The organism is Rhizobium subbaraonis, from assembly GCF_900220975.1.
GTDB lineage: Bacteria > Pseudomonadota > Alphaproteobacteria > Rhizobiales > Rhizobiaceae > Mycoplana > Mycoplana subbaraonis.
This window is the reverse complement of record NZ_OBQD01000064.1, coordinates 1-4,598: the sequence shown is the minus strand read 5'-3', so window position 1 is coordinate 4,598 and position 4,598 is coordinate 1. Positions and strand designations below refer to the sequence as shown.

The window sequence follows — 4,598 nt, the reverse complement described above, 5'->3', positions numbered from 1 at the left end:
CACCAGGCCAAAGCGGCTTAAATCAACCCGCAAACCGAGCCGGAAACTCCATTCTTCCCACGCCCAAAAAGTCTCAAATCATTCGACGACGGACACCAAGGCCAAGACAGACGGCGAAAGCCACAGCACCCGGCAGCCAAGCGCCCGAAAGCCCGAGAATCAGAGCTCCGAGGACCATGAGTGCCGCGGACACAATCGCCAGTACGGGCGGCGACAGGCTCTTTCCAAAGACCATGTTGATCAGTCGGCTCATGACCTGGGCCGGACCGAACAGGGAGCCGATCACGACCGCCGCACTGCCAAGTCCGATCGCGCCGAGCATCGGCACCATGTGGGCAAGGATCGCGGCGAGAGTGAAGCCCGAGAGCGAGAAGGCAAAGGAGACCAGCAGCATGCCGCGGCGGCGCGCCTGCGGCTCGAGAGCGCCGATGACGACCTCGCGGGCTCTGGTCTTGTCGAGTTTGGAGCCGCTGCGTCCGTCACGCATGATCCAGTAGTGCAGGGGCATGCAGACGAGAAGGTTCAGGGCGGCGAACACCAGATAGATTTCCCGCCAGGACAGGTATCCGGTCAGTGTCGCGGCGATCGGCCAGAAGATGGTGGAGGCAAAGCCGCCGATGAGTGTCAGGTAGGTGATGCTGCGGGAGGCCGTGCGAGGTTCGCTTTCGACCAGCGTTGCAAAGGCCGCCTGGTACTGGACCATCCCGGAGGACACCTCCAGCAGGACGATCGCAAGCGCGAAGAGCGATATGGACGGCGACCATGCGCACAGCGCCAGGGTGAGCGCCGCGAGGGCCGATCCCAGCGTCATCACCGTCGCCGCACCGATCCTGTCCATGTGTCTGCCGATGAACGGAGCAGACAGGCCGCCGATGAACAGCGAGACCGAGAAGACGGCGAAGACCCGTTCCAGGCTGATGCCGAGGTCCTTGGCCATTCCGGGGGCGAGGATTGAGAAGGAGTAGTAGAGAGTGCCGTAGCCGATGATCTGCGTGACACCCAGAGCGGAGACGGTCCCCGCCGGAACCTTGATCGTATGCAATGACGTGTTCCTCGGCCACCTATGCTTCGCTTGAACAGCAACTAGCGGATCGCTCGACGGACCCACGGATGCCGGGATGCCCCGCGCAGCAGTCTTCCATCAGGAACGTCACGAGGTCGGCCAGTGTGTCGTAGCTTGCGCTGTAGAGGATCGAACGCGACTCCCTGCGCTGGGAGATCAATCCCGACCGTTCGAGTTCCTTGAGGTGGAACGAGACGTTCGATGGAGAGACGCCCATGCGATCCGCAATCGCGCCGGCGGCCAGACCCTCAGGGCCGGCGACGACCAGGGTCCTTACGATGGAGAGCCGGGTCTCCTGGGAAAGCGCGGCGAAGGAAGAGAGGGCTTGACGATCATCCATATTTCAATAATCCTTGAATCATTGAAATTGAGGATAGCCGCAAATGAGCACGATCGACAATAGCCAATCAAACAAAACCGACATCTCGCTCGGGGAGTTGCTCGGCAGAGCCGCAGAAGCACCAGACCTGAAACTGGTCTTCCTGTACGACGGAAAGCCCGTGAAGCCAGGCTATCACGTGACCGAGGTCAAGGCCGGCCAGTTCTCCGCCCTCGATTGTGGGGCTAATCTGGAAGCCTGGTCGGAAATCTTCGTGCAGCTTTGGGACATTGACGAGGGCGAGCGGACCCATATGGCGGCCGGGAAGTTCTCGGCCATCGTCCGCAAGGTTTCCGAATACGTCCGCCTCGACGGCTCAGCCAAGCTGACCTTCGAAGTCAGCGATGGCGTCCGCCCGATGCAGTTGTACTGCGCGAACGAACCTGTGACGGAGGACGGCGCTCTCCACGTCGCGTTGACGCCACGTCCCGCGAGTTGCAAGCCGCGGGACCGCTGGTTGGCCGAGCAAGCCGCTACGGAAGCTTCGTGCTGTGGTTCATCCGCTTCCAAGTGCTGTGGCTGAGGTGGGTACAAACAGTTCCCCAAGGCGATGCCCAGACGCAGTCGCGAGGCGACGATCCCGCTGAGTGCGTCCGTCGGTCGCAACTTTCCGTAACGGACTTCCAATGAGCGCCGCCGTGTGCCAGCATACGAGCATGTTCTACCTTGTCGGGCTTCGGCGTCTCATGTTCGCGCTTGCATTGCTCGGGATCGTTGTCGGTCCCGTGGGCGTGAGCACGTCTGCCAGCGCCATGGCGGCTTCGTCCGACATGCAGACGGCAGTCATGCCGGATATGGATATGGCAAGCGCCGATGAAATGCCGTGCTGCCCGGATGAACAGCCTGCCCCTCAAAAGAAGGTCTGCGGACCCGCATGCCCCCTGGCGCTGTTGTGTTCCACGACGATCTTGGCACAGAAGGACAACGGCGCGGGTTGGCGGGTCGATCTGACGTTGCTGGCTCTATCCCTTGACCTCCTTCAGGAAGACCATCTGCCTTCTGCCATCGTCGAACCGCCGGCGCGACCACCCAAAGCCTGATCTCACTCGCTGATTAAACCGGACGGCCGCTTTCCAGACTGAGCGCGTCGTTCCGACCGTAGCTGTTTCATGGACCCGGCCCGCAGCGCCGGTCCTGGGTGAGATTCATATGACCACAAGCTTTTTTTCTCCGAGGGCGACCCTCGGCGCGGTTGCCATCATTTTGGCTGCAACCACCACATCCTTCGCCGCCGCAACGGACTACGAGTTCCAGCTCGTCCGATCAGAAGTCCCGCACGGTCCCGAGGCGACCGTCGCGGTGCGCCTGATCAACAAGAGGACGTCAAAACCTGTGCCGGACGCGATCATCTTCAGCACGAGGATGGACATGGCACCGGAGGGAATGGAGGCGATGACCACCCCGGTCGAAGCCCTGCCGCCAACGGAAGCCGGCGTCTATACGTTCAAGACCAACCTCAGCATGGAGGGCGGCTGGCGCTTCAAGCTGGCGGCCAAGGTCCAGGGAGAGACCGACACGGTCCAGGGCGAACTGGTTCTGCAGGCACAGCCGTGACCACGTCCAGATTTCTGCTCTTCGTCAGCTCCCTCGCCATCGCCGGCGGGGGAGGTTACGCGGCTGGCACACGTGGCCTTGCCCCGGAACTCAGCGCATATTTCTCCGAGCCGGCGCTCGGGGAAACTGTCGTGCCTCGCCCTGTGCCGACGGGCGAGGTCATATACTACCAGCACCCGGACGGGCTGCCAGAGTATTCCGCCAAGCCGAAAAAGACGTCTGACGGCCGACCTTTCAGGGCAGTGCGACAAAGCGAAGACGTGAGCTTCGAGCCCGTGAAGGCCACCGCCGAGCACTCCAGTGCCGCAGGGTCCGCCGACGGCCGCAAGATACTTTATTACCGGAACCCCATGGGCCTTCCCGACACCTCGAAGGTGCCGAAGAAGGACTCGATGGGCATGGACTATATCCCGGTTTACGAGGGCGAAGAGGCGAACAGTTCCGTCGTCAAAGTCTCTCTGGGCAAGTTGCAGCGTACGGGGGTGAAGACTGCTATGGCGGAGCGAACCGTGATTGCCCGTGCGGTGCGGGTGCCAGGGACAATCGCCATCGACGAGCGGCTGATCCGGATCGTCTCGATGCGGACGGACTCCTTCGTCGAAGACGTCGCGAACGTCACTACGGGCGATGTCGTCAGGAAGGGGGACGACCTCTTCCACTTCTATTCCAAGGATGTCGCGAAAGCGGGCGCGGAATACGCCACCGAACTGCGGGGCGGCGGCAAGCCGGGACTGGACGTCGGCGGCGCGCTGCAACTGCGTAACCTCGGGGTGCAGGAAGAGGCGATCAGTTCGATCGCCAAGAACCGCGCGGTGCCTCGTAGCATTCCCTATCTGTCGCCAAGCGACGGCGTGGTTCTCGAGCGCAACGCGACGACAGGTATGATGGCGGAGGCGGGCGACGTCCTGTTCCGGATCGCCGACATGTCGAAGGTATGGGTGATCGCCGACGTGCCCGAATTCGAGGCCACGACCATCCGGCAAGGCGCGCATGCGACGGTCAAGGTGAGGAACCTGCCCGGTAAGACATTCGATGGTACGATCAATTTGATCTACCCCGAGCTTCAGTCGCAGACGCGGACGGCGAGGGTGCGGATCGAACTTTCCAACGCCGACGGCCTGCTTCTAGCGAACATGTATGCGGAGGTGGAGATCGCCTCGGGTGATGCCACCCCGGTCGTCGCGGTGCCCAACAGTGCGGTCATCGACACGGGCGACCGACAGGTGGTGTTCGTCGACAAGGGCGAAGGCCGTTTCGAACCGCGTGACGTCGCGCTCGGAGTGCGCGGCGACGACCGGACGGAAATCAGGAAAGGGGTCGAAGCCGGTGAGAAGATCGTCGTTTCCGCGAACTTCCTGCTTGACGCCGAAAGCAACCTCAATGCGGCGCTTAACGCGCTCACTGCGGGCGAGGTGCAGCCATGATCTCGAACATCATAGCCTGGTCCGCCCGCAATCTCGTGCTGATCATCGTCGCAGCCGCGCTCTCGATCGCCGCGGGTATCTACTGTCCGACATCAGCGCCCATGAGACAGACCTGGCTTAGTTGAGAAGAGAGGATTTTCGGCTCATCGTAGCTCATTCACAGGAAGCGAAGATGAGA

The 4,598-nt window shown here is 62.0% G+C and carries 6 protein-coding genes and 1 pseudogene; 5 read left to right on the top strand and 2 right to left on the bottom strand.

Features of this window, described 5'->3' with window-relative positions:
- Nucleotides 1–94: 94 nt before the first annotated feature.
- Nucleotides 95–1,042 (bottom strand): annotated as a pseudogene (gene arsK, locus CRO48_RS31310) (arsenite efflux MFS transporter ArsK); the annotation flags it as partial.
- Nucleotides 1,043–1,061: 19 nt separating this feature from the next.
- Nucleotides 1,062–1,403, bottom strand: coding sequence for an ArsR/SmtB family transcription factor (locus CRO48_RS31305; RefSeq protein WP_097143530.1), 342 nt, complete (start codon nt 1,401–1,403; stop codon nt 1,062–1,064).
- 43 nt (nt 1,404–1,446) lie between these two features.
- Between CRO48_RS31305 and CRO48_RS31300 the strand changes: the two genes are divergently transcribed.
- The 5 genes from CRO48_RS31300 to CRO48_RS33350 all read left to right on the top strand — a co-directional run bounded on the left by CRO48_RS31300 (nt 1,447) and on the right by CRO48_RS33350 (nt 4,545).
- Nucleotides 1,447–1,965 (top strand): DUF6428 family protein, encoded by a 519-nt coding sequence (locus CRO48_RS31300; protein WP_097143529.1) that lies wholly within the window; start codon nt 1,447–1,449, stop codon nt 1,963–1,965.
- 133 nt (nt 1,966–2,098) lie between these two features.
- A complete protein-coding gene (locus CRO48_RS31295; RefSeq protein ID WP_245423733.1) occupies nt 2,099–2,482 on the top strand; it encodes a hypothetical protein in 384 nt (127 codons plus the stop codon).
- Between the two features lie 109 nt (nt 2,483–2,591).
- Nucleotides 2,592–2,996, top strand: coding sequence for a FixH family protein (locus CRO48_RS31290; RefSeq protein WP_097143528.1), 405 nt, complete (start codon nt 2,592–2,594; stop codon nt 2,994–2,996).
- A complete protein-coding gene (locus CRO48_RS31285; RefSeq protein WP_097143527.1) occupies nt 2,993–4,420 on the top strand; it encodes an efflux RND transporter periplasmic adaptor subunit in 1,428 nt (475 codons plus the stop codon). Before CRO48_RS31290 ends, CRO48_RS31285 begins: the two co-directional genes overlap by 4 nt.
- Nucleotides 4,417–4,545 (top strand): hypothetical protein, encoded by a 129-nt coding sequence (locus tag CRO48_RS33350; protein WP_280952715.1) that lies wholly within the window; start codon nt 4,417–4,419, stop codon nt 4,543–4,545. Before CRO48_RS31285 ends, CRO48_RS33350 begins: the two co-directional genes overlap by 4 nt.
- The last annotated feature ends 53 nt before the right edge of the window (nt 4,546–4,598 follow it).